Here is a 24,781-nt window from a genome sequence, read left to right as displayed (position 1 = left end):
TGACACAGGCAAGCACATAATATGAGTCAATAATTTTTACTTAACATGAGCAAAACGATAATAATTCTTACTCTCGATCGCAACTTGTGACCGCAAACTCGAACTAACTAGCAGCCCAACTTTTAACTCAACAGTTTCCCAAATTGTCAGCTTTGGAGATATAGTATGAATGTCTGTTCATAAGTTAATTATTTCTTTCAACCTAGGAGACATCATGAACAAGCCAAAAGCATCGGATTCCGGCTGCTGTAGTTGCAGTCACGACGATCGCCCCGATCTCAGTCATGAGAATCATAACCAGAACCAAAGCCACGGCCAGGGGAACGGAGATTTTAACCTGAAGCAAGAATTGATTCCTGTGATATTGGTTGTTGTACTATTTGTCGGCGGTTTAATTTTTGAAGAAAAACTGCACAACACGCCCTATTCTATAGGTGAATATCTGGTTTTCATCCCAGCCTATCTTTTAAGCGGATGGAATGTTTTAACCAGTGCGGGTCGCAACATTCTGCGAGGTCGATTTTTTGATGAAAATTTCTTAATGACTATAGCAACACTGGGCGCTGTAGCCATTCACAAACTCCCTGAAGCAGTCGGGGTGATGTTGTTTTTCAAAATCGGAGAACTTTTTCAAGAATTTGCCGTAGGGCGATCGCGTCAATCGATCCGATCGCTTTTAGAAATTCGCCCAGACAGCGCCAACCTCAAGGCAAATGGCGAAATCAAAAAAGTTTCGCCAGAAACAGTAGCCGTCGGCGAGATCATCCTTGTCAAACCGGGAGAAAAAATTCCCTTAGACGGTGAAATTATAGACGGCAATTCTCAGATTGACACATCTGCACTAACTGGAGAATCAGTACCTCGAACCGTGAAAGTTGGAGAAACAGTTTTAGCAGGAACAATTAACCAGACAGGAGTTCTCACCGTCAAAGTTACCAAACTCTTCGGTGAATCTTCAATATCCCGAATTCTGGAATTAGTAGAAAATGCCAGAAGCAAAAAAGCTGAAACTGAGAAATTTATCACCAAATTTGCCAGTTACTACACGCCGTTTGTAGTATTTGCATCGCTAGCAGTAGCTTTAATTCCGCCTTTGTTCATTTCAGGAGCAACTAATGCAGATAGATTTTTATGGGTTTACCGCGCCCTAGTCTTGTTAGTTATTTCCTGCCCTTGCGGATTGGTGATTAGCATTCCTCTGGGATACTTTGGGGGAATTGGCGGTGCAGCCAAGCGCGGTATTTTGGTTAAAGGCTCGACTTTTTTAGATACCCTCACAGCAGTCAAGACAGTTGTTTTAGACAAAACAGGAACTTTGACTAAAGGAGTATTTAAAGTAGCACAAATTGTGCCTCAGAAGGGTTTTTCACAATCTGGCTTAATGGAAATAGCAGCCCAAGTAGAATCTCAATCAAATCACCCAGTCGCGAAATCTATTATGGAAGCTTACGGCGGAAAGATAGATTCATCGGATGTGAAAGATTACGAAGAAATAGCGGGACACGGCATTCGAGCCAAAGTAAATAATCAAATTGTGCTTGCGGGAAATGACCGTTTTCTACACCGAGAAAACATTGCTCATGATGTCTGCAATGCTGAAGGTACTGTCGTCCATTTAGCGGTAGACAACCGCTACGCTGGGTATATTTTGATTGCTGACGAGCTTAAGGAAGACGCTGTACAGGCTATTCGCGACCTCAAGAAACAGGGTGTCGATCGAATCGTGATGCTAACTGGAGATAATCAAGCTGTAGCTGAGAGTGTTGCCAAAAAGCTCGGTTTAGATTCCTACTTAGCTGAGTTATTACCCGAAGGAAAAGTAGAGGCGATCGAAAAACTGATCTCCCAATCTAAAAAAGGCGATAAAATTATTTTCGTCGGGGACGGAATTAATGATTCACCCGTACTTGCTAGAGCCGATGTTGGCATAGCAATGGGGGGTTTGGGTTCGGATGCGGCGATCGAAACTGCCGATGTTGTAATTATGACCGATGCACCGTCAAAAGTAGCTGAAGCCATTCAAATTGCCCGAAAGACTCACAATATTGTTTGGCAAAATATCATTTTTGCCATGTTAGTCAAAGGCATATTTATTGCTTTTGGTGCTTTTGGGTTAGCTACCATGTGGGAGGCAGTTTTTGCTGATGTTGGGGTGGCTTTAGCAGCTATTTTTAATGCGACTAGAGTTTTAAAATAATCGGCTGAAAACTCCAGGAGGGGGGCAATTCCTCCCTCATTGTAGCAATTTGTAGAGGAAAGCAAATGGAAAGTATGCTCAAAATTCTGTTGGGAAGTCTAGCTCTTAGTATTATTCACGCATTAATTCCCAACCACTGGATGCCTTTAATTGCGATTGGTAAAACTGAAAATTGGTCTCGCAGCGAAACTTTGCGGGCTACAGTAATTACAGGAGTTGCTCATACCCTCAGCATTATCCTAATTGGAATTGTCGTCGGCTTATTCGGTTACAAGTTCGCTGCTACCTATGTAGAGGCCGCTAAAATAATTGCGCCTTTAGTTTTATTAGTTTTAGGAATCATCTATCTTTTGGCAGAGTTAGATAGTTCTCGCAGGCACCACCACCATCACGCGGAAACAGTTAATTTAACTACCAAGCGATCGCAATTTCAAATCCTAGCTGTTTTAGGAACAGGAATGCTTTTCTCGCCTTGCATCGAAATAGAAGCCTATTTTTTTTCAGCAGGAACGATTGGTTTGAGCGGCATACTTGTAGTTTCTGTCGTCTACTTAGTGGTGACAGTTTTAGGAATGGTTTTGCTAGTAGACTTGGGAATGAAAGGAGTTAATGCTTTAGAAGAAAAGCTGCATTTTTTCGAGGATCACGAACAAGGATTAACCGGAGCAGTGTTAATCCTTCTAGGAATTGTGGCTTATTTCATCAAAGTGTAAAATGGTTGGTAATACAATTTAGTCTTGGGAAATATCCAGCACAGGAAAAAATATTATGCGTCGTCAACGTTCCATGCCTTGGATTCACCGCTATTCTCGTCCGCTCACGGCAGGAATTGCCTCGATAGGGGCTGCGATCACTGCTTATCTAACAGTGGTCAAGTTATCCAACGGAACGGCAGTTTGTCCGATCGAAGGCTGCGATATCGTGCTTTCGAGTCCTTATGCCTATGTCTTTGGTTTGCCTCTTTCTTTGTTCGGTTTTTTGGGCTATTTGAGCATGATAGTTTTTGCCGTAGCTCCCCTATTGGTCAATCCCGCAGAACAGAAGAGTCTCCGCTCCAAGTTAGAGTCTTGGACGGGACTATTTCTGTTTGCTGGTAGCACAGCTATGACGATTTTCAGTGGCTATCTGATGTATGTACTGGCTATTGATATCAAAGCAGCTTGTATTTACTGTATTGCGTCTGCTTTGTTTGCAACTAGCTTGTTTGTCTTAGCATTAATAGGTCGCGAATGGGATGATATCGGGCAACTATTTTTTATAGGAATTGTGGTGTCTATGTTAGTGCTGATTTCCTCTCTGGCTCTTTATGCCGATGTGAATAATCTCGGTACAGCTAACGAGACTAGCATCAAGACTACAACATCTTCCGGTACTTCAGAAATTGCTTTAGCGCAGCATTTAAAAAGAGTGGGAGCTAAAATGTACGGCTCTTTTACCTGCGATCATTGTCAAGCACAGAAAGCAAGTTTCGGCAAAGAAGCGGCGGGCATTATCAATTATATCGAGTGCAATCCTCAAGGGAAAAATGCTCGGCGGGATCTTTGCGACGCTGCGAAGATTCAAGGGACTCCCACTTGGGAAATTAACGGTAAGTTTTACCAAGGGCAAAAATCTTTGCAGGAGTTAGCGGATTTATCTGGCTATCAGGGAACTCGCGAATTTAAAGAGCTCTCAAATCAGGAACGTTGACAAGAGTGATTTCTGGCGATCGACCTAATCGTAGTCGATCGCACTTAAATTAAATTATCCGAAATCCGGTTAAATGCGCCCTACTCTCAGCCGCAGCCCAAGCAAACGGCGCTGCAATCCAAATCCGATCGCCATCCCTGCGACTACAATGCCTGTAAAGTAAGCCAAGACAGTCAACCGCACTGAAAGAGGAGGCGCAACTCCCTCAACTTCAATAGTTTGTGAAACCTGGAATGGTGGAAACTGACGCGCTGCATTTGGTTGGGGAGAAACTTCTACCTCAACTTTATGAGGTGCGCCATCAAAAAACTGCTCTTGCCATATCAGTTTTCCGGCTGCATCCGGGACACCTTTGTAGGCAAAAGCAATCCAATCATTTTCGAGTTGGGTGACTTTAACATTGAACAATACATCTGTGACTGGCTGATTTGTTTTGGTATCGGTGAGTTGAACTTGTAAATTAGCAGCTTTCCCTACTGTCGCACTAACATCTCCAGAAAGTCGCACCTGTAAACCCTGAGATTTCACAATGGGGCTAGTTTTTTCTGTCGGTTTAGATTCTGTCATGTGAGACATTGGCATCGACATCTCAGACTGGGCAATTTCAGCACTGACATTAACATATAACAAGGTAGCGATCGCAATTATTATCGCCCCACTTAACAGCAATCGCACTCTCTCGGGCGCTATTTCTCCTGCTTTGATTTTTGGCTTTCCTCCAATCGCCAAGCCGCCACCTAGCCCAACAGCCAACAAAATCGCAGCTAAAATCCAAAAATTGCGATACTTGACCCCGTTTTCCGGCACGGATAGTGTTAAAGTTTGCTCAAAAGGAGTAAAAGCATTTTCTGCGATCGGAGTCACCTTTGCTAACAATTGATAATTTCCCCTAATCGGCAGCATTTGCTGGATTTGCAACTCACCTTTAGCTGCAACAGCTTCTATATCCAGCAACTTTGTTCCCTCCACGATCGGAAAATCGGTGGTAAACCAAGGATTTTTAGGCGGAGTTAAAATTGTCAAACTAATTCGAGCATTCTCTAAGGGAATACCCGCTGCATCTAAAGCTTGCAGCTTTAACGACACTGGAGATAAAGGTGTAGTTGCCTCGGCTTCAAAGGGTAAAATCTGGGTGATTGGCGGTTCAGAAGTCAGTCGCACAGTTGATTGTGGAGACTGCGAAAACCCGACCCAACCATAGAAAAAGATACTCATCATGCAGACAGCACTGATGAGCGCAGAAAACTTTAATTTTGACATTTTAATTCTGGACTTTTAAGGAATCTCGCGCGGGGTGGGGGCGGGTTTATTTAACCTGTCTGCACCGTGAGAAAGCTCGCAGGTTTACCCGCCCCAACCGGTTAAGCAAGAAAGGTGCAATATCTCAAATGAAAACAATCTTGTCTAGTGACAACTAACCATCAAAGTGTGGTGGCGCAGAGAGTGTACCTTGTTATGGACGGCGGGATAAGTTGTAAAGTAAACAGTCCAGACAGTCAAAGCGCATAGGGAGATGTAGAGCGTCGCTTGCACGGGTGTTGAAAGCGTCAACCGTGCCGTTTGTTGCCAAACCGAAGAAGAAGAAGAAGATTGAGTAGTCATCATGTACCTCGCAGATGAATAAAGTAAATTTGGGCATCGGCGGGCATCCTGACTTGGAGAACTTGTCTCCTTCACAGTTGCGGGACAGTGCCGGACTTACACCGAACTTTCCCCGTTACCTCTGGTGGCTGTTCCTCACCAGAACCGATTTGATATTCAGAGCATACCACACATTCTGTTGCTGCATTCACATTACCTGGAGTGTTAGATAAAAAATACACAACTTCATATTTCTTGCAACTTTGGCGGATTTTGAGCCATACGACTGATGAAATTTAACGGAATTTGTGAGATTATGAAAATAATATGAAAATTATTTAACAATAAAACCAATGACTCACCCCGAAAACAGACCCAGCCTTCCTGAAGTCCACCGCAGCATCCCGGTTCCCAACAGCAAAGGTTTCTGGCGTAAAATGCTGGCTTACGCAGGGCCTGGATATTTGGTTTCAGTGGGTTACATGGACCCGGGAAACTGGGCGACTGACTTAGCGGGGGGAGCAAAGTTTGGCTATGCGCTATTAAGTGTGATTTTGCTATCTAATTTGATGGCAATTTTGCTGCAATCCCTCTGCGTGCGTTTGGGAGTGGCAACGGGACGAGATTTGGCACAAGCTTGTCGAGATTATTTCAGTCCGCGAGTCAGTTTTTTGCTGTGGATACTTTGTGAAATTGCTATTTCTGCTTGCGATTTAGCCGAACTTGTTGGCAGTGCGATCGGACTGCAATTGCTATTTGGCATTCCCTTAGTTTGGGGCGTGTGCATCACTGCGCTAGATGTGATAATGGTGTTATTTTTACAAGGTAAAGGCTTTCGTTATATCGAAGCTTTGGTAATTACCATTATTGCAATTATTGGCGGTTGTTTTATTGCCGAAATGATTTTTGCAAAACCAGATGCCGGAGGACTTTTACTCGGTTATGTTCCCAGCCTAGAGATTTTGCAGAATCAGGCAATGCTTTATATTGCGGTTGGTATTTTGGGGGCAACTGTGATGCCGCACAATCTTTACCTGCATTCATCGATCGTGCAAACTCGCTCTTGGGAAGAAACTTCTGATAAAAAATGGGAAGCAATTAAATTTGGCACAATAGATTCCACATTAGCGCTGTCAATAGCTTTGTTTATTAATTCAGCTATTCTGATATTGTCTGCTGCCAGCTTTCATTTTTCCGGCTATCAAGAAGTAGCAGAAATTCAAGATGCTTACAAACTCCTTTCTCCGGTACTGGGTGTGGGTTCGGCCAGTGCAATTTTTGCCTTTGCTTTATTGGCTTCGGGGCAGAACTCAACATTGACTGCAACTCTAGCAGGACAGATTGTGATGGAAGGGTTTCTAAATTTTCGACTGCGGCCTTGGTTGCGGCGCTTGCTGACTCGACTGATTGCAATTGTACCGGCTTTGATCGTAATTATCTTGTTTGGTGAAGGCAGTACAACTAATTTACTGGTTTTCAGTCAAGTGATTCTCAGTTTGCAATTACCGTTTGCAGTAATTCCCTTGGTAATGTTTACCTCAAACCGCCACTTAATGGGAGAGTTTGTGAATCCATTTTGGCTGAAAGCCTTAGCTTGGTTAGTGGCTAGTATTATAGTAGGATTAAATAGCTGGCTGTTATTGCAGACTATTTTCTAGTAATCTGCGATTGCGGTAGAGGCAGGAACACATTTAATATTTGATGCCTTAATGTGTCCATATAAAATGGGAGAAAGAGTAAGAGCGTTAAAGTTGTTACGCTCAGTAACGCCAGGAATGCTATTGATGTGGGATAGAGGCTTATATTACATTCCTATGCGATGATAGAAGCTACAGTCAGTAAAGGTTGTGAGTATTTGGGGCGAATTCCATCCAACGTTAAATTCTTAAACGAAACACAATTAGATGATGGTTCATATTTGAGTTGGATTTATCCCTGACGGCACATTAAGAAAAAAGGGATTTCAGCCCATACAGGTAAGAGTAATTGAGTACACAATTGAGAATTACGACCGCCCAGAAGCACAAATTAGATATCGTTTAATTACCAGCTTGTTGAACGCGGAAAAATTTCCAGCGCACTTACTGGCTTGTGAATATCATCAACGTTGGGAAGTCGAGAATACTATTGATGAACTCAAAGTACATTTATTAGGACGAAAAACTCATATTCGTTCTCAAAGACCAAAGGAGGTGGTACAAGAAATTTATGGTTTACTAATAGGACATTGGGCGGTACGGTCGTTAATTTTTCAAGCAGCCAGCAGCGCAGGTGTTTCACCATTGCGTCTTTCTTTTACTGGAACATTACGAGTTATTCGTCGCACTCTCCCAAAATTTCAGCGGTTACAACCACAGGAACTTCCCTTTTTTTCAATTGGTTAACTTTGGAGATTCTCGATCAAGTTCTACCTAAAAGGGTGAGCGAGAAACAACCCCAGAGTCGTGAAAAAACCTGTCTCAAAATTTCGCTCTAAACAAGTTAAACACAGAGGTACTGGAATAATAATGAATCCTCCTGTATTTATTGTTTTAAGCACTGCATATCCCTTAACTGAACCGTATTGGCGCAGACAGGTGCACACTTGGCCTTGATTGAAGGGAAGCATGACTCCCTGCGTGCGATCGTCGCCCCAATCTAGGATACACCGACTTTGAAAACACGCCCTAGGGATTCAAGAGACAGCAGATCATGGTGCCCAGGGTGTTGATTTCTCCTTTTTAGAGGTTCTCCAAAATTTCTTTTCATTCCCCCTTGACACTCCAGTGGACTGGATACTGCAAGATAGGATTAACCCCTCAAAGGAAAGGAGAAATACAACCATGACTACAGCTAAAAGTCCTTAACATGGCGTGTTCAGCTTGTGGCGAAACCATTACCAAAGCCATCAAGACAGTAGATGCCGCCGCAAATGTTCAGGCAGATCCCAAAACCAAACTGGTCAATATCCAAACTCAAGCATCTGAAGCCGCCATTACAGATGCCATTACAGCGGCAGGTTATTCTGTTACCTGTCACTAAAGATTTCTCAGACCCATTTTAAGGATGAAAATAAGGAGGTTTTGTATGGAAAACGCCACTATGAAACTGCGAGGCATGAGTTGTGCCTCTTGTGCAAGTAACATCGAAGAGGCAATCCGCTCAGTTCCGGGAGTTGAGACGTGCAATGTTAATTTTGGAGCTGAACAAGCCAGCGTTACATATAATCCCAGCCAAACTGATGTAGCAGCGATTCAGGATGCCGTGGATGCGGCTGGATATTCTGCTCTGCCGATGCAAGATGATGTACTTGCCCCAGAAGATGATGCAGAACGGCAGGCGCGGCAAAGTGAAAATCAGGACTTGACCCGCAAGGTGTGGGTTAGCGGTATTATCAGCGCCGTTATCGTGATTGGCTCGCTGCCTGCGATGACGGGATTGCCTATTCCCTTTATTCCCATGTGGCTGCACCATCCCTGGCTACAATTTGTACTCACTACTCCAGTATTGTTTTGGGCCGGTAGGTCTTTCTACATTAATGCCTGGAAAGCCTTGAAGCGTCATACGGCGACAATGGATACGCTAGTAGCGATCGGGACAGGGGCAGCTTACCTCTATTCTCTATTTCCCACCTTCTCTCCCCAGTGGTTTATCAGTCAGGGTCTTAAACCAGATGTGTACTTTGAAGCGGCTTCTGTAATTGTTGCATTGCTCTTGCTAGGACGACTGTTGGAAAACCGCGCTAAGGGACAAACCTCAGAAGCAATTCGTTCTCTTATGGGTTTGCAGGCAAAAACGGCGCGGGTAATTCGTAATGGACGAGAGGTGGACATTCCCATCGCTGAGGTAGTGTTGGGAGATGTCATTCTAGTTCGTCCGGGTGAAAAGATTCCCGTGGATGGCGAGATTATTGATGGCTCCTCAACGATTGATGAGGCAATGGTGACGGGTGAAAGTGTACCCGTGAAAAAGCAGCCTGGTGATGAAGTGATTGGAGCGACTATTAACAAGACTGGAAGCTTCAAATTCCGAGCCACACGAGTGGGTAAAGATACGTTTTTGGCGCAAATCGTTAAACTGGTGCAGCAAGCGCAAGGCTCCAAGGCACCGATTCAGCGATTAGCCGATCGCGTTACGGGATGGTTTGTCCCTGTTGTGATTGCCATTGCGATCGCTACCTTCATCATCTGGTACAACATCATGGGCAACGTCACAATGGCATTGATTACCACCGTGGGCGTGCTGATTATTGCTTGTCCGTGTGCGCTTGGCTTAGCCACGCCAACCTCGATCATGGTGGGTACAGGTAAAGGGGCAGAAAACGGAATTTTGATTAAAGGTGCAGATAGTTTAGAACTAGCGCACAAACTGCAAACTGTTGTTTTAGACAAAACAGGCACGATTACCCAAGGTAAACCCACTGTAACGGACTTTATAACGGTTAATGGTACCGCCAATGGTAACGAGCTAAAACTTCTGCGCCTCGCTGCATCCGTCGAACGGAATTCTGAACATCCTCTGGCAGAAGCGGTGGTGCAATATGCCCAATCTCAAGGAGTGGAGTTGACGGATTCACGGGAGTTCGAGGCTCACGCAGGCAGTGGTGTGCAAGGGTATGTATCCAATCAATGCGTGCAAATTGGAACTCATCGTTGGATGAATGAATTGGGAATTGATACCAGTAGTTTGCAGCCACCGTGGGATCGATTGGAATATCTCGGTAAGACGGTTATCTGGATTGCCATAAATGGCAAAGTAGAAGGAATTATGGGCATTGCCGATGCCGTGAAACCATCTTCTGTTGTCGCAATTCGCACTTTACAAAAGATGGGATTAGAAGTGGTAATGCTAACAGGTGATAACCGTCGCACGGCGGAAGTCATAGCGCAGGAAGTCGGCATCAAACGAGTTATTGCAGAAGTTCGTCCCGATCAAAAAGTCGCTCAAATCGAAAATCTTCAGGCAGAGGGAAAAATTGTCGCAATGGTGGGGGATGGAATCAATGATGCACCTGCACTTGCTCAAGCTGACGTAGGCATGGCAATTGGCACAGGAACAGATGTCGCGATCGCAGCTAGCGATATCACTCTAATTTCTGGTGACTTACAAGGCATTGTTACTGCCATCCAACTGTCTCGCGCTACGATCCAAAACATCAAACAAAATCTGTTTTTTGCCTTTGTCTACAATGTGGCAGGCATTCCCATCGCCGCCGGAATTCTTTTCCCGATTTTTGGATGGCTCCTCAATCCAATTATTGCCGGGGCAGCAATGGCATTTAGTTCCGTTTCTGTAGTAACAAATGCGTTGCGTCTCCGTAACTTTCGACCCAAAAATGTTGGCTAATTTGATTCGTGGTTAAGAGGGAATAATGATGAACAAGCAACTTACATTTCTAGGAACATTAGCAGGATTTGGATTTCTGCTTGGGGTAATTTCCGGTTCAATTTTTGGAGTGTTAACGTAGCCTATTTTTGCACTCTGATGAATGAAACATCGAACGATAGCGCGGGTTTAGTCAATCACGAAGGAAATTCACTAAATACCTTTGTTCAAAACCCGCTCTTACTCCCATAATCTTGTTTATTTTTTAGGAGGTTTTCAAATGAGCGGCAAAACAACAATTATCGGTACTATTGCTAGTCTGGGGGTTGTACTAGGAATGTTATCTGGTGAAGGAATAGCGCAAAATACCCATGAAACACACCCAAGTCAAACACAGCAAAAAAGTCAGTTTCATCGCATTGAACAGCCCTTAAGTAACAAGATTTTAGTTACTTTGGCTGGAATCGGATTAATTAGTTTAGAACTTTGGTGGTTTCTCCTTAGCAAACCCAAATCTCAGAAAGCAGTTACAGCCAGTGGAGGAATTCAAGAAGTAACCGTCACCGTTGATGGTGGTTATGAACCCAGCCGCATTGTTGTGCAAGCTGGACAACCAGTGCGTCTTAACTTTCACCGCCAAGATCCTAGCAGTTGTTTGGAACAAGTCTTAATTCCAGATTTTCATATTGCAGCAGATTTGCCTCTGAATCAAGTAACCTCTGTTGAATTCACACCTAAAAAAGCTGGCAGTTATGTCTTTAGCTGTGGCATGAATATGTTTCGAGGCGAAATTATCGCCGCCGAAGACCAACAACTTGAATCAACGGGGTTCGAGGAACCTCAAACACTAACAGAATCCCAGTTCAATTCATCCATGTCAACACATCAGCCTGAAACAAAAATTGACGCTGAAGCTATGCAAATCAATCCAACTGTTGACCAGGGCATCCAGAAAGTGACTATCATGGTTAACAAAGGCTACACGCCCAATCATCTGGTAGTTAAAGCAGGTAAACCCGTTCAACTCAATTTTTTACGCGAAACTTCTAGTGGTTGTTTAGCGAAAGTGCTGATTCCCGATTTTGGCATTGCTACCGATTTGTCTTTGAATCAAGTAACAACCATTGAATTCACTCCCGAAGACATAGGAGAACACACTTTTAGTTGTGGCATGAATATGTTTCGCGGTACCATAGAAGTGCAAGTCGCTAACGTCTCTGACCCAGATGAAATGGCTGCTCAAGCCTTAAATAACTGACCGTCAACCAAGTGCGATCGCTCGAATGGTTGGTCCAGACGCCTACTGCTACCCAAAGTTGCGACATTCAGGCGATCGCCACTCTGTCATTCAAAAAAATGTCTAGCCCCTCTTGACTCTCCATCCCACTGGATAGTTTATCATAAGCTTAGAGTTGGATTCAGTAGAGGAAATGAGTATGTTAGTTCAAGAAAAGCAAAAACTCATTGGTTTAGTTGCGAAGGAAAGCGGCGTACCGATCAAAACCATTCGCTACTATGAGGAACTCGGTTTAATCAAGGCATCAGGCAGAACCGAAGGGAAATATAGATTATTTAATTCTGATATTTTGACTCGGCTAAGCTTTATTAAACGCGCCCAAACTTTGGGATTAACTTTAGCCGAGATTCAAGAATTATTGACGGTTCACGATGGGGGAGAGTTGCCTTGTGAACACATCAAAGTCCAGTTGCAAGATAAACTGCTCGCTATCGATCTACAAATTCAGCAACTACTTATCCTCAAACTAGAGTTGGAAGGATTACTTTCAGGTGCGCCCACCTTACTAGAAAAGGTTGATTCCATCATTTGTCCTCTGATTCAAAAAAAGTAAATTCTTCTATAACTTAATTGTTTCGATCGGTGTGTCAACGGAGTATAGAAGTTGACACACTGATTTCTTATCAAAAAATAATATCGCTCAACACAACGGCCCCATACACTGATTAAGGCAAGTCCAACAGTTATGGTCAAGAAAAAATCAGGGTTTATATATTTTCTGCTTGCCTAAATATTATAGTTGCAACACATTAAAAAAGATGAATTAGCAGGGCAAATATTTGACAATGAGCTAGAGCTTGCCTACGCCGTAATTCAGGGAGTAGAAGTTAGATAGAGGAGAAAGAAAAAACTACCGTACCCAACGTGTTAAATTTAAATCCAATCACCACACTTAATCTTTCGTTAAATAAAGATAATTTTTCCCGCCTACCTACTTATATGTCGATTTATTCTGGAAAAATTTGTCAATATTTTTTCGCTACCCCTTGACTCTCCAGTCGAATAGAGAATTTAAGCTGTTATTAGGTTGAGTAAGTTGACGAGTGATTTACTCAACAAAGTTCACCCATTAATCACCATCGATTAGAAATTGAAGGCTATGGTACTGCAACTAACTGTTCCTAAACTGGCTTGTTCTGCTTGCGTGAATGCTATCACCAAAGTTATTCAAACGCTTGATTCTACTGCCTCGGTTCAAGCCAATCCAAAAACCAAACTTGTCAGCATAGAAACTCAAGCCTCCGAAACAGCAATCAAAGAAGCAATAGCTGCGGCTGGCTATCCATCCGTGTAAACCTTTTAGTTTTTTTTCCTGCCAGCGGTTAGCTTTTGGCTAGCCGCCAATCCTAAATATTCATCTTAACTCTGGAGTTTATCAGTAGTTTAGAGGATTCATTTACAAGAATGCCCTTAACTAGAAACTCCAAACGAGAACAGCAAAGTCTGAACCCCTGATAAATCGACAACCTCAAGTTTACTAACTGGAGAAAACAATGAAGCCATTTTTAACTGCAATTGCTATCACTTCAACTCTCATCCTAGCTCAAGGTTGCTTCTCACCCTCAAGCACGAAATCTGGCGAAACATCAACTTCTTCTGCCTCAAAAGTAGCAAATACAAGTTCTCACAAGGGTCATGTAATGGATAATGTCCAAACATCAAGAGCTAATAAAAATCTTCATGAGGGTCATAATATGGAGGATTCCAAAACCCATGATGCTGGAGAACAACATCATCATGGTGGTCATTCAGGGCATTCCGATGCCGAACCTGCGAATGCTATCGCTAAGCTGACAGTTCCCTCCAATATCGCGCCCAAAACTCCCGTACCTTTGGTAATTGAAGTCCAAAACAAAGAGGGAAAGTCTATTGCTGATTTTGATAAATTCCAAGAACAATTAATGCACCTGATTGTCGTTAGCGATGACCTCCAATATTTCAATCATATTCACCCCACCTATAAAGGAAATGGACGCTTTGAAGTTCAAACTGATTTTCCCGGCTCAGGTGGTTACACGCTGTTCAGTGATTACAAACCCGCCGAAAAATCAGAACAAGTTTCTGTCTTGAAAATGCAAGTTCCGGGTCAAGCTTTAGCTCGGTCGAAAGTTGACATGGCTACCACCAAAACTTTTGGAAATACTAAGGCTAACCTCACGTTTTCTCAACCTAAAATAAAAGCAGGACAAGGAGTTAACTTAATTTTCAATTTGCAAGATGCTAGTAGCAACCAACCGCTGAAGGATTTACAGCCCTATTTAGGGGAAAGAGGACACTTAGTTATCCTCAAGCAGTCATCACCGTTGACAAAAGCCGACTATATTCATGCTCATGCCTTGAAAGATACTCCAGCAGGAGAGGTTCACTTTATGACCAGTTTCCCCCAACCAGGAAAATATAAGCTTTGGGGGCAGTTCAATCGTAATGGTCAAATTGTCACGGCTGATTTTTGGGTAAACGTGGAATAATTATACTCGCATTTTTCGTTTCTGAAGCAGAGAAACAGATTTTTGTCTCGAAGGCTTGATGTCTAAACATTTTGCTATCAGCTAACTACTGGTGGCTGATAGCAAAACTCCTTGGCGATAAATCATGAGTAAACTATGGAATCATCTGAATTACAACCTTCTTCAAACACCAATCTTTAAATCCATTCAGAGTCCGCTTCTCCACGGCGATCGTCCCCTTGGTTATTGCTCGTGTTGCTCCTTGTGGGCGGTGGAGGGATTGGACTGGGACGCGTTTTTGCTCCGAGTAATCAATCACCTCCAGCAACAGTTCAGCAACCGCCGCCAACGCCTGTAAAAACATTGTCGGTGCAAACCAGCCAAATTGTAGAAAGCTCGGAGTTCATAGCTAGCCTGCAATCGCGTCGCTCTGTCACCCTGCGACCGAGAATTCAGGGTCAGGTTTCTGAAATATTTGTCCGAGCAGGAGAGCGAGTTGAAACAGGTACCCCTGTGTTGAAAGTTGATGCAAACCAGCAGCAAGCTTCGGTTGAAAGTCGGATTGCAGGGGTTGAATCGTCTCAAGCCGATTTGGAAACTGCTAGAGCAGAAGCAGCAAGCGCCCAAGCTGACGCCAAAAATGTCAGAGCGGTACTCAAAGCATTACAGACTCGTCGAGTTTCTGAACTGTCTGACCTAAAACTCAATCAGCGAGAGTACGAACGGTTCAGCTACCTATAGAGCCCATTTGACATCTAACATTTGACATCTAAGAGACCAGCCTCTTAATCATCAGCCTAATAAAACAAAGAGTAACTTTGGCAGTTGCATTATCCAAAGTTCTCTCGAAGTCAAGAGTGAGGATTTTGCACCAATAATCCAAGCATTCGATCGTTCGATTCTCCATCTCGCTTTAACTGGAACAAATCCTGATTTACCTTGGGCTTCTTTTTTTGTTGTTTCGATGGTTTTTCCGAGAGTTCAAACTTAATTTTGGTCAGAATCTGTGGGTAAATCTTCTTTAACTCAGTAATCAAATGTTCGGGATGATATCCGTTGGTAGATTTGTAAAAACAATATCCTTTCGATGCAATACTGGCATTACAGGTATTTTTTACTGCTTGTGAGTCGATCATCATCAATGTAGTCCACTTCGGTTTTTTTTAACTTGCAATCTGACTTGAGAATGTCAGACCCTCATCAACTCTTCAAGCACACCTTGAGAGCGCCACTGTTTGTAATGCCAATATACGGTTGAGTAGGGAGGTAAGTCTAATGGTCGCGTCTGCTCAATTGCCACCATTCTTGAGTTGATAGAAGATGCCATTTAAAATTTCTCTTTGAGTCCAGTTAGGGGGTCGAATTTTTTTTTTAGCGGCAATATTTGAGAGAGTAAGGGTGACAAAACTTCCCATTCACCATCTGTGAGATTAGTAGAGTACGGGATCGCCCGAGAGAGTGTTTTGATGGTAATTTTACATCAACGAGCGTCAGCGGGGACAACCAATTTGAAAACTTTTCCAGGCTAAGCTTTAAACCCCAAAACCTCAACAAACAGCTCACAGCAGGCAATCAACTGCTATGAGCCTCACGCCCGCTATGAGTCGATCGTCAAAAGATGTCAAATGGGTTCTATAAGGGCGTGAGCATAATCCCCTTCTTAAAAACACGATCGCCCAAGAGGTTATGTGTCATTAATTCAACAAGTAGTAAGAACCCAAAGCGCTTCTCTAAACTGTGTAAGACTCAATGGCTGTACTTGAGAGCGATGCCTACGCCCCCTTCCGACGCATCTATCTAATCCGTTGACATCTAGGTTTTGGCTCACATCATCTTCCATCCCGATTGCCGAGCGTATCCAACTCAACATTACGCTCGCACTTTGGGTTTCATCTCGCACAAATCTTACAGCACAACCGTGACGTTGGGAATGGGAAACGCAAAATATTCCGTCAGTATGCCAATGCGGTAATTAAAAACTTTGTAGCGATATTTGAAGTACAGTTCGACATCTCCCTAGTCTTCCCAAATTAGTAAACAGCGGGTGAACGCCTAAAACTTCTAAGTGTTGCACGATAAGTTCGCCATTTTAGTAGCTCGCGCCCTCTTCCATAAATTATCCATCCAGTTTGGTGTTGGGGCTTTCTTAAAAATCCGGTTAAGTCAGTTAACTAATCAAGATGGAATGTTTGGATCCAATAATTTAGTAATGCAAAGGTTTAATAAAGTAGTAAAAGTACAATATAATTAATTGTATAGATTTTACCGGAAGCAACAACTTTAAAATTAACAGGTGCTGACATCGGCTACACTTGTCTACGTTCGTTGGTTGCAAGAAGTGAGGTATGTGTGCAGACTAGGTGTTTAGAGTCAAAGGTGGTATTTGCTTCGAGCGAGGAGCTATTTCAGATTAAGGTGCTTGCCGATGTGCATCGGCAAGAGATAGGCTTTGTGAATCGGGCAGTTCTGGCAGAAGCGATCGCAAGCCGTGAAATTCTTTACCACCCCTTCGGCTTTCTCCATTTTCATCACCGTCGAGACAAAATCTCTACTCTTTACCATCTTTGCGTTTCCCCCGACCACCGCAGGCTAGGCATGGGTCGTCAGCTTATTTGTGCATGGGAAAAACACAGTAGGAAGTGCGGTATTACAAAACTGCGCCTAAAATGCCCCCTGGACATAGAAGCTAACGGGTTTTACAACAAGATGGGATTCGATCGAGTACAAATTGAGCCTGGTAAACGTCGCTCTTTAGTTGTTTGGGAAAAGATATTATGCAATAATGCTCTCACAACTCCCCAGTTTGTGGCGGCTGTAAGTGCTGGCGGCCCTGAAATTGAACGCAGTAGACAGTTGTGGATTTCTGGCGGCGATCAGCGTAATCCTTTTGATCGCGTTCTTTACTCACCAATAACGTGCCCAGCTTCTACTACAGAATACTTTCATCAACAAAAAGATGTGGGCAACATTTCGGAAGTTTGGCTAGATTGCGGGGCATATCAGGTGCAACAGGGGAAATTTACTTACGATCGACTGCTGGAATTTTTAGATAATTTTTATCGCAATAATACTTGGGCAGATGGGTATGTATTGCCCGATATTGTACCCATCTCAACTGATTCAGATAAAATAGTGGAGTACAAAGTTCGCGAAACGCTTTACCATTGCGAAAAATTTTTCAGTAAAATGCCAATTTATGTACAAGAACGTGCGATCGCTCCTGTACATGGACGCAACATTAACCAAATCAATCGCTGCATTGAGACCTATGCAAAAATGGGTATTACCCGTATCGGTTTCGGTTCTTGGGGAACGTCAGGGCCTAACGGCAGCGTTAATATGATTTCTGAATCTAGTTTGGCATTGTTTAAGATTGTTTGCAGTATCGCCAGTGAAAAAAACATGAAAGTTCACTGCTTTGGCATTGGCGGTCCAAACAGCTTTTATCGCCTCCGCAATAACTCTCTTGTCCCTCATAGTTTGGATAGCTCAACTTGGTCGAAAGCTGGAGCTTTCGGTAGCATCTTTTTTCCGGGTACTTCTCAAATTCAAATAACCGTTAGACGCAGCTTTGAAACTACTAAAACAGGTTTAGAGGCCCTTAAAGAGTCTACACAGCATTCATGTTATTTTTGTCAAAATATTGATAAATTGAGAACCAGCAGAGAATATCGGATTATGCACAATTTAACAGCTTGGTTAGATACCTTACAACGCGCTTTATGAGCAACAAATTAACTTTACACATTCAGCAAAACACCACACTAGAAAGAGTAGCTGCAATTCTTGATTTCTTAAAAAACCAAGAAACAAATTTTGAAGAATTGGCAGCTACTTGTAATTTAGGAGTTTCCGTTATCCAAAAGGTAGTATTCCCATTTTTGCGAAACATTTCAATTATTTCAAAAAAAAATCCACCCTCACTGACACCTCTTGGTGGAATTGCAGCTATAATTCAACAGTCTAACCCCGAATTGTTAGGAGATTTTTTACATTTACTAATTTATAACTTGCACCACAAAGAAGCTGAAAAAAGGTTTTCTTGGACTTATGCTACAGTTGTACAACAACTCTGGCTGCGAAAAGAAGTTGTTTTATCGCCTCCCGAGAAAAAATCTCTAGTGGGAGAAGTAATTGAAAAGGCTGCTGTCAAGTTTGAACTACCTACCAGTGAAATAGCATTTAGTGATACGAGTGTGGCGGGTGCCCTCAATTGGTTGCGCTCGCTATCACCCAGTGTTATAGAACCAGAAGGCAAATACGAACACTTCAGCCGTCGCTACTTCAGCGCCGCTCCTATTTTACTTCAGGCAGTAGACACAATCTACAAACAGCAACAACGAACCTATGGAGTCAAGATTTTCTTGCGAGAAGAAGTTCAAGAGGCTATTTGTCAAATGTTGTTGCTAGATCCGAGCGGATTAGATGGTAGCATAGATAATGCTAAATGCACCTATGATTATGATCGAGGTGGCTTCTTTGACTGTGGCTATGAAGGGGGATACGGACAATGGGTAATGCTGACTCAATCCCCTGAGTGGACTCAATTGCTTTAGCTAAATATTAGCATTCTCCGAGACAAACTTTATATTTACAATCCATGAAAAGATTATTAGAACAACTAAACTCAATCCAAGCAATTGTCGATACAGTCAATCCCTCCCAGATAGAAAATGAGCCTCAAGAAGTAGCCAGAGTTTATAATCTATATGCAAGCAGCTATAACCCAATTGAACCCGTAAAAACTCTAAAAGACCATTTGGTTGAGGAAATTGGTAAGGGTAAACCTGTTACTGGCTACCTCAGTGCCGACTATGGGTATGGTAAGACAGCAACACTAATTTATTTATGGCAGCAGTGTCAGGATCATAAGATAATGGCGGTGCCACCTTTCAAGTTTAAAGAGCTGGGAGATTTGATGGTTGCCACTTATGGCTGGATAAAAACGTGCCTCCAACCAGAATTTATTCCTCAGATTGAGGTACTGTATCGCAAATATGGCTTGAAGTCTCAGCAAAATATAGCAGCAGAAATAGCGCTCAAGTACAAGTTATCTGAAGACAAAGCTTTAAAAATTATTCAACAATTAAATACTGACACCACAAATACTGATAATGTTTTGAATTTTTGGCAGGAAACAGTTTCTATCCTCCGACAAGCAGGTTTTGCAGGTTTAGCAATATTTGCGGATGAAAGCCAAGAATTTTTGCGAACAGAAGAAGGTGCTAGCGTTCGCATCCAGATTTTGAGCGATTTAGTTAAAGGAATGCGAGCTTTGGGTTCTACGCCTGTTGCATTAATTCTAAGTATGCCGACTACTCCGACTGAATCAGCTATTGAAGAACAAGCGGGTGATATTATTCACCGTATGAAGGAACAGAAAGTCTCTCTTAGATTAGCTGGTGCGTACAGTTCTGAGTTCCCAGGAAAACTGTGGAATTATTTGTGTACTAATTTTCTGGAAGACAAGGCGCAGCAAAATCACTTGGCACATCCAGCAACAATTGAAAGTTTAGGGCAATTATGCGATCGACAAAACTTCAGCAATGGCCCTCGCACCGTCATTGAAGTATTTAAACGCATCGTCCATTTTGCCCAAAATAATCAGCATCCCTATACTCCTTTAGATTTGATTCAGGATTATCTAGAAGGACAAGTACAGTTATATGGTACGGAACAACACAAAATTAGCAATACTATCAAAACTTTGGAGCCGTTGATCTCCTTTCCAAAACACCCCAAAGGACGAGAGGTAATCAAGCTACTCGCGGGTTTCCCTTCAGGTCTTTCTGAAAATGTAGCTAAACAATTTCACCTATTAAAGGAGTTGAAAAAACTAGCAGAAGATGACAATTTTTACGGGCTGCACATTATACAGCCGACTGAGCGTACTTTTGCTTTAGTCGCCCTTCTTCAGACAAGCATTCCCACAGTTGTAGATAAAATTTTAAATCGATTTCGTCAGCAATGGTTTGGAGAGTGGAATGATACTCAAAAAGAAGAGATGGCTACAACAATTTTCAAGTCGGAAATTATTTCTTTACTCTTCCCAGTTTCGAGAACGGGTCAGAAAGCCAATTGGTCTTGGCGTTATAAAGGGGAGTGGAAGCAGGATAGATTTGGAGTTTTTAATTTATTAGATGGGGCTCCAGAAAGATATAATGGGGATTTTCCTAAGCGTTCTCTTGTTATCAGTGTCGGGAGTAAAGAATCTGGTTTAATGAGGTTTCAATCCCCAGAAGAAACTCACTTAGATTGGCGGTTTTACTTTAGCTATGAGCGAAAAGCAACCGTCGTCCCACAAGTTTTAACTGCGATCGCCGGAACTAATCAAGTAGACTTCCATCTTCAGTTAGGTCGAAGTTTTGAAGGCGAATATCCCACATCCTTCGGCTTACTCCGCAAAGTCATGGCTTCCGAACAATGTTCTGTTTGTACGCTGCTGAGTTTGTCTCATTATATTCAAGACTGGCTCTCCAAAAATCCTGAAGTCAGTAAAGCCGATCGCTCTAGATTAGAACACCATCGCCAAGAGTGTCACCAGTATGCCATGCGATTGCTGTTTCCGGCGATTTCGCCTCAAACTTGGGAAATTGGGGGTCTCAAGGGGGTAAATGGCTCAGACAGTAAACTTATCGAATCAGTGTTCTATCAAAAATGTAAAGCCTTATTTACCGATTATAAGTCTTTCTATAATAGTCTGAACCCGACGTTACGTAAATATAAGTTCCTCTTGGGAAAAATACCTTTATCTGTTCGCAAAGGTCGTCAGTTATATCAAGTTTCTAAAGAAGAATTTGAAAAATTGTTTGAAATGGGAAGTTCTAGCCTACCCAGTGTTTTAGCAGTTTTCAAACAACATGGCTTGATGAGTGGGGAAAAAATTGCAAAACGGAAAGAAGGAAATTCCCAAGTTAAATTTACAGAACATCCTTTGGAATCGTTTATTAAAGAGAAACTGCAATCACAAGGCAGAACACAGACAGTTGAGACGACGTGGGGAAACCAAGATGTTAAAGCATTAGAGTATTCAAAGTTATGGAAAGCAGTAAAACTGCTTGGCTATCTTGAAGACGAGTTTCAAGAAGCTCTTGAATGGTTGCAGCGACGACGCTACATAGAGTGGGCGCGTTCAACGGATGTTATCCGCGAAGCCAGTTTGGAATTAGAGCCAGATGAGTTAAATGCTCAATTAAAAGAACTCCGCGTTCGGGTTTCTTCGTTACTTGAAACTTTTGATGAGACGATTTTACATGAAATCAATGAAAAGATAAATGAGGAGGAAAAAATTATTGATGCTAACCATGAGTCTGAGGTAGCTCTCGATCAAGTTCATAGAAATATCCAAGCCGAACGGGAGCTTCTAGAAAATTTTTGCATTGAGAGGCGCTCAACCCTGCAAAAAGAACTGCGTGGAATTAAACTCAGGCTAGAAAAATTTACCCTAGACTTGAATGCTTCTAAAATTAGTCAAATGATTGAGAGTGATAGTGGCCTAGAATCTTGTCTCAATGACTACCGGATAATTTTGGAAAGGCAAGTAAATCAGCTAGATAAAGATTGCCAAAGCCTAGCTAGTTCGCTTAAAGTAAATGAAATTGATATACTTGCATTGCATCATCAGCTAAAGCATTGTCAGCAGTTTTTGCTAACTTACGAAACCACTAAATTAAGGCTTGAGGAGTTGGTAGATGGTTTAGAGAAGTGGCGGATTATTCTAAATCGAGCACAGATGTTACGAGAGAATTTGAATAAAGACCCAGTTCGCTTGATGCGTTATGATGATGACTTTGTTGACCGGGTTGTTAAGCATTTTAGCAACAATCAGCTTGAGAGTTTTAGACAGTACGATTTACTGCAACAACCTTTGGTTGAACTTGAAGAGGAAATTAATGGTGAACAGCGCTCGCGTCGAGAGGCTTTCGAGCAAATGCTTAGTCGTTACGAAGTCTTACTGGATCTAATTTCAATTAATGAATCTCCTTTGAAAAATAGATGCAAATTTGATGATGAAGACCGGGATGGATCTTACCAGATTATGAAAGGAGTTTTGTGGGAAATTTTGCAAAAATTCTGCGAAGGTTTGGTTTCAGAATGGGAGCAATTGGAGCGTGATTTTTCCTTTATTTCCCAAGAACGCGACCACGATATGACAGAGTTTTTGAGTCAACTCACTGATTTAAAAACACAGCTATCATTACAAAGAGAACAGTTGCGATCTGCGATCGACAACTTAACCAACCTTGAAGAACGAATAACCCAACTCAAATCTATTTTTGAATACGGTCAGGTTCTTCAGGATAAATTGAAAGAAATTCATTTTAAAAGAGATGAAAGCCTTCAGGAGGAAGAAAGACAGCTTTTAAATGCCATTAGCTCTGACAACAGTGCGATCGCCATTAGCCAACTTCGTCAAAATTTGCCACATAATCAGGAGGTATGGGAACTCTTAAAGACTTTGTACAAAAAGGGACATCTAGAGATTATCCTTCGCCGCCGCGATTAATTTTTAAATAGTATATACTTCGACTTCTAAACTACTTTTATTTACAGTCTGTTAGGCTCATATCTTAACTTCTGTGAGGATGTAGAGCCACAAGTTTATATTTCAGTTTTCCCTCTGGGATAGTAGGTGATATTTCCTTAACTTCCCGAATAGTTGAAAAGTAAATCTCACTTAGAGTTGCTGTTTTAACTCTAGGTATAGCTTCATCAATAATACGCCCTAAGTATTTCTTGTTAGTTTCATTAGCCAAAATTTCATAACTTTTAGTCCTGATATTCAATCCAATTAGTTTGCCAATAATTTCATACTCTCTTACTGTTTCATCTTCAGTTCTACTAATAACTTTTAAAGCTTTTTTTATAGATGAAAGGGGTAATTCAACAGAACCTCCTCGTTCATGATTAGGGGAACCCCAGTTAAAACGAAGATTAGTTTCAGATTTAGATAAATTCAATAGAAAATCTCTATATCCCGAAGCTACTCTACTTTTCAATGTCCAGAGTTTCTGACGTAAAATATCTGCGTTATCTTCAGGATTACCACTCATTTTAACCAATTCCAAAAATTCGTTAAGAGCAATTTCCACTAAATAATTAGCGTTGTCTTTTTCTATTCCTTCAGGTAAGGTTGCTAGTTCTATGCCAAAAGAACCCGGGAAAGTTCCTAGTACAGTTAACTGTGTTTTTTCAGTAATTGAACGAGGTATCATTCCTGTTGGAGTCGGTGTACCATCTATTGCTTGACCAAGAGCATTAAAGACACTTTGTACAGATTCTAAAATTCTTCCCAAAAATGCTACAGGGGCTTCAGTTGGATTCGGGGTAGGAAATTGAAAGGTCAGGTTAAGAGTTTCTCGTTGAATTTGTATTGCAGTGCGAGGTGCATCTTTTACTTCCCAAATGAGAGGTAATTCGTTGCCTACCTCAATAAATTCATTGGGCATAGGTAACCAATCGTCAATTAGATTTTCACACCAGATAATTTCAACTTTATCAGGGCTATCATCTGAGTTGATGATTACTTCATAAACAAAGCCATCTTCTGAATTTAAAAAAGCATTTCGTATATCAATCAAGCCAGCCCGGATATTTTCAAATCTACGTTTAGACATAGAGACATAAAGCCATTTTTCCAATTTTTTTGTTTGAGAGTACAAAATAGCAATGAATAGATGTCCTGATATATTCCGACACGAAAAAAGGCAGGGCGTATCGTAATATTCATACACCTCGATCAATTCCAATTTCCCTAAATGAGTCGATTGTGGAAGAAGTCTCATAAATATGCCTCATTCAGTATTGGGGCAAGTGATAGTAACAATTTGAAACTCTTTCCAGGCTTCAGTATTCTCAGGGAACCACCAAGTATGGTGATTTTTGCCTGTTCCTTTTGCAGGGGTATTCTGTATTACTCCTAAATCTAAATCGGGGCTTAGATGTCCCAAGGCAACTTTCTTCTCGCGAAGGAAAGGTTTTCTGCGAAGAGCAGTGCAGACACCTTCTTCTGTAGTAAACACAGAAAGACCACAAGTTTGACATTCCGTTAAACCTTTAGGGCAAGGCTCACTTGGATTCATTTCGCGCCACGAAAGAAAATCCTCTAGCTGTGGGGGATCTTTATCAACAAAGCGATACACCGAACCTGCGACTGGGTGAGCATTTTCAGGTGGGCATCCATCAGGGAGGTTTTCAGACCAAGGCATCAAGTGCTAATTCTATTTTAATTATTTACGCCAACATTTAAAAGCAGAGTAATCATCT

General features: G+C 42.1%; 17 protein-coding genes, 3 pseudogenes and 1 riboswitch. Of the genes and pseudogenes, 15 read left to right on the top strand and 5 right to left on the bottom strand.

All coding sequences use genetic code 11. The features are described 5' to 3' along the window. Positions 1-214: 214 nt before the first annotated feature. The 3 genes from OSC7112_RS32060 (at position 215) to OSC7112_RS32050 (ending at position 3,886) form a co-directional block, all read left to right on the top strand. The gene (locus OSC7112_RS32060) at positions 215-2,197 is read left to right on the top strand and encodes a heavy metal translocating P-type ATPase (RefSeq protein ID WP_015211791.1); all 1,983 of its coding nucleotides are present in this window, start codon (positions 215-217) and stop codon (positions 2,195-2,197) included. Between the two features lie 65 nt (positions 2,198-2,262). Then, positions 2,263-2,910, top strand: a complete 648-nt coding sequence (locus OSC7112_RS32055) for a hypothetical protein (protein ID WP_015211790.1) — start codon at positions 2,263-2,265, stop codon at positions 2,908-2,910. Between the two features lie 55 nt (positions 2,911-2,965). Continuing rightward, positions 2,966-3,886, top strand: coding sequence for a vitamin K epoxide reductase family protein (locus OSC7112_RS32050; protein ID WP_015211789.1), 921 nt, complete (start codon positions 2,966-2,968; stop codon positions 3,884-3,886). A 69-nt stretch (positions 3,887-3,955) separates the two neighbouring features. On the opposite strand, the gene OSC7112_RS32045 is transcribed toward OSC7112_RS32050, so the two are convergent. Both OSC7112_RS32045 and OSC7112_RS36570 read right to left on the bottom strand, forming a co-directional pair. Beyond that, on the bottom strand, positions 3,956-5,146 hold the full coding sequence (locus OSC7112_RS32045; RefSeq protein WP_015211788.1) for a hypothetical protein: 1,191 nt from the start codon (positions 5,144-5,146) through the stop codon (positions 3,956-3,958). A gap of 144 nt (positions 5,147-5,290) precedes the next feature. Further along, positions 5,291-5,491, bottom strand: coding sequence for a CbtB-domain containing protein (locus tag OSC7112_RS36570; RefSeq protein WP_339374343.1), 201 nt, complete (start codon positions 5,489-5,491; stop codon positions 5,291-5,293). An 18-nt stretch (positions 5,492-5,509) separates the two neighbouring features. Continuing rightward, a riboswitch (cobalamin riboswitch) is annotated at positions 5,510-5,652 on the bottom strand. 168 nt (positions 5,653-5,820) lie between these two features. Here OSC7112_RS36570 and OSC7112_RS32040 point away from each other — a divergent pair. The 9 genes and pseudogenes from OSC7112_RS32040 (at position 5,821) to OSC7112_RS34930 (ending at position 15,256) form a co-directional block, all read left to right on the top strand. After that, positions 5,821-7,125 carry an Nramp family divalent metal transporter gene (locus tag OSC7112_RS32040; protein WP_015211786.1) on the top strand — a complete coding sequence of 435 codons (1,305 nt, stop codon included), beginning with the start codon at positions 5,821-5,823 and terminating at the stop codon, positions 7,123-7,125. A gap of 9 nt (positions 7,126-7,134) precedes the next feature. Continuing rightward, positions 7,135-7,851 (top strand): annotated as a pseudogene (locus tag OSC7112_RS36565) (transposase); the annotation flags it as partial. Positions 7,852-8,293: 442 nt separating this feature from the next. Then, positions 8,294-8,488 (top strand): annotated as a pseudogene (locus OSC7112_RS37485) (heavy-metal-associated domain-containing protein); the annotation flags it as partial. A 45-nt stretch (positions 8,489-8,533) separates the two neighbouring features. Beyond that, on the top strand, positions 8,534-10,792 hold the full coding sequence (locus OSC7112_RS32030; RefSeq protein WP_015211783.1) for a heavy metal translocating P-type ATPase: 2,259 nt from the start codon (positions 8,534-8,536) through the stop codon (positions 10,790-10,792). A gap of 259 nt (positions 10,793-11,051) precedes the next feature. After that, positions 11,052-12,029 carry a cupredoxin domain-containing protein gene (locus OSC7112_RS32025; RefSeq protein ID WP_015211782.1) on the top strand — a complete coding sequence of 326 codons (978 nt, stop codon included), beginning with the start codon at positions 11,052-11,054 and terminating at the stop codon, positions 12,027-12,029. A 178-nt stretch (positions 12,030-12,207) separates the two neighbouring features. Then, positions 12,208-12,621, top strand: coding sequence for a heavy metal-responsive transcriptional regulator (locus tag OSC7112_RS32020; RefSeq protein ID WP_015211781.1), 414 nt, complete (start codon positions 12,208-12,210; stop codon positions 12,619-12,621). Positions 12,622-13,167: 546 nt separating this feature from the next. Beyond that, positions 13,168-13,362, top strand: coding sequence for a heavy-metal-associated domain-containing protein (locus OSC7112_RS32015; RefSeq protein ID WP_015211780.1), 195 nt, complete (start codon positions 13,168-13,170; stop codon positions 13,360-13,362). A gap of 199 nt (positions 13,363-13,561) precedes the next feature. Then, positions 13,562-14,536 carry a DUF8832 domain-containing protein gene (locus tag OSC7112_RS32010; protein ID WP_015211779.1) on the top strand — a complete coding sequence of 325 codons (975 nt, stop codon included), beginning with the start codon at positions 13,562-13,564 and terminating at the stop codon, positions 14,534-14,536. A gap of 231 nt (positions 14,537-14,767) precedes the next feature. Then, entirely contained in the window at positions 14,768-15,256 is a 489-nt protein-coding gene (locus OSC7112_RS34930; protein ID WP_150111732.1) for an efflux RND transporter periplasmic adaptor subunit, read from the top strand. A 28-nt stretch (positions 15,257-15,284) separates the two neighbouring features. On the opposite strand, the pseudogene OSC7112_RS40470 reads toward OSC7112_RS34930, so the two are convergent. Continuing rightward, positions 15,285-15,651 (bottom strand): annotated as a pseudogene (locus OSC7112_RS40470) (transposase family protein). 1,213 nt (positions 15,652-16,864) lie between these two features. On the opposite strand from OSC7112_RS40470, the gene OSC7112_RS31990 reads away from it, so the two are divergent. Genes OSC7112_RS31990 through OSC7112_RS31980 form a run of 3 tightly spaced genes read left to right on the top strand, consistent with a single transcriptional unit; the run spans position 16,865 to position 23,021 of the window. Further along, entirely contained in the window at positions 16,865-18,241 is a 1,377-nt protein-coding gene (locus OSC7112_RS31990) for a GNAT family N-acetyltransferase (RefSeq protein WP_015211778.1), read from the top strand. Further along, positions 18,238-19,071, top strand: coding sequence for a hypothetical protein (locus tag OSC7112_RS31985; RefSeq protein WP_015211777.1), 834 nt, complete (start codon positions 18,238-18,240; stop codon positions 19,069-19,071). Before OSC7112_RS31990 ends, OSC7112_RS31985 begins: the two co-directional genes overlap by 4 nt. 44 nt (positions 19,072-19,115) lie before the next feature. Further along, positions 19,116-23,021 (top strand): hypothetical protein, encoded by a 3,906-nt coding sequence (locus OSC7112_RS31980; protein WP_015211776.1) that lies wholly within the window; start codon positions 19,116-19,118, stop codon positions 23,019-23,021. Between the two features lie 64 nt (positions 23,022-23,085). Here OSC7112_RS31980 and OSC7112_RS40465 read toward each other — a convergent pair whose 3' ends face one another. Further along, positions 23,086-24,300: a DUF6575 domain-containing protein gene (locus OSC7112_RS40465; protein WP_015211775.1), complete on the bottom strand. Its 1,215-nt coding sequence runs from the start codon at positions 24,298-24,300 to the stop codon at positions 23,086-23,088. A 9-nt stretch (positions 24,301-24,309) separates the two neighbouring features. Further along, a complete protein-coding gene (locus OSC7112_RS31970) occupies positions 24,310-24,723 on the bottom strand; it encodes a hypothetical protein (RefSeq protein WP_015211774.1) in 414 nt (137 codons plus the stop codon). Between the last annotated feature and the right edge of the window lie 58 nt (positions 24,724-24,781).

Source organism: Oscillatoria nigro-viridis PCC 7112 (assembly GCF_000317475.1).
Taxonomy (GTDB): domain Bacteria; phylum Cyanobacteriota; class Cyanobacteriia; order Cyanobacteriales; family Microcoleaceae; genus Microcoleus; species Microcoleus nigroviridis.
Note: the sequence above shows the minus strand (reverse complement) of the source record. Positions and strands in the feature narration are given on the sequence as shown.